Origin of the sequence: Flavobacterium sp. PLA-1-15, assembly GCF_049060005.1 — a bacterium.
In the GTDB taxonomy this organism is placed as follows: Bacteria; Bacteroidota; Bacteroidia; order Flavobacteriales; family Flavobacteriaceae; genus Flavobacterium.
Genome location: NZ_JBMGQS010000058.1, coordinates 1 through 1,274 on the forward strand (window position 1 = coordinate 1; position 1,274 = coordinate 1,274).

The following is a 1,274-nucleotide window of genomic DNA, read 5'->3' on the forward strand; positions in this document are numbered from 1 at the left end:
CAAGGTCCGATAGGAAATCAGGGACCGGATGGTAATCAAGGACCAATAGGAAACCAAGGACCGGACGGTAACCAAGGTCCGATAGGAAACCAAGGACCGGACGGTAACCAAGGACCGATAGGAAATCAGGGACCAGACGGTAATCAAGGTCCGATAGGAAATCAGGGACCGGACGGTAACCAAGGACCGATAGGTAATCAGGGACCGGATGGTAATCAAGGACCGATAGGAAATCAGGGACCGGACGGTAACCAAGGTCCGATAGGAAATCAGGGACCGGACGGAAACCAAGGACCGATAGGAAATCAGGGACCGGATGGTAATCAAGGACCAATAGGAAATCAGGGACCGGATGGTAATCAAGGACCGGACGGTAATCAAGGTCCAGTAGGAAACCAAGGACCGGATGGTAACCAAGGACCGATAGGAAATCAGGGACCGGATGGTAACCAAGGACCGATAGGAAACCAAGGACCGGATGGAAATCAAGGACCGGATGGAAATCAAGGTCCAGTAGGAAATCAGGGACCAGACGGTAACCAAGGACCGATAGGAAATCAGGGGCCGGACGGAAACCAAGGACCGATAGGTAATCAAGGACCAATAGGAAATCAGGGGCCGGACGGAAACCAAGGACCGATAGGTAATCAAGGTCCGATAGGAAATCAGGGACCGGATGGTAATCAAGGTCCGATAGGAAACCAAGGACCAGATGGTAACCAAGGTCCGGTAGGAAATCAGGGACCGGATGGTAATCAAGGTCCGATAGGAAACCAAGGACCGGACGGTAACCAAGGACCGATAGGAAATCAGGGACCAGACGGTAATCAAGGTCCGATAGGAAATCAGGGACCAGACGGTAACCAAGGACCAATAGGAAATCAAGGACCAGACGGTAACCAAGGACCGATAGGTAACCAAGGACCAGACGGTAACCAAGGACCGATAGGTAATCAGGGACCGGATGGTAATCAAGGACCGATAGGAAATCAGGGACCAGATGGAAACCAAGGACCGGATGGAAACCAAGGACCGGATGGTAACCAAGGACCAGACGGTAACCAAGGACCAATAGGAAATCAGGGACCGGTTGGTAATCAAGGACCGATAGGAAATCAGGGACCAGACGGAAACCAAGGACCGATAGGAAATCAAGGACCGATAGGAAATCAAGGACCAGACGGAAATCAAGGACCGATAGGTAATCAGGGACCGGATGGCAACCAAGGACCAGTGGGACCACAAGGACCGATAGGACCGGACGGCAATCAAGG

1 pseudogene is annotated in these 1,274 nt (G+C 52.1%); it reads left to right on the plus strand.

The features are described 5' to 3' along the window. Positions 1-1,274: pseudogene (locus tag ACI6PS_RS16180) on the plus strand (hypothetical protein); the annotation flags it as partial.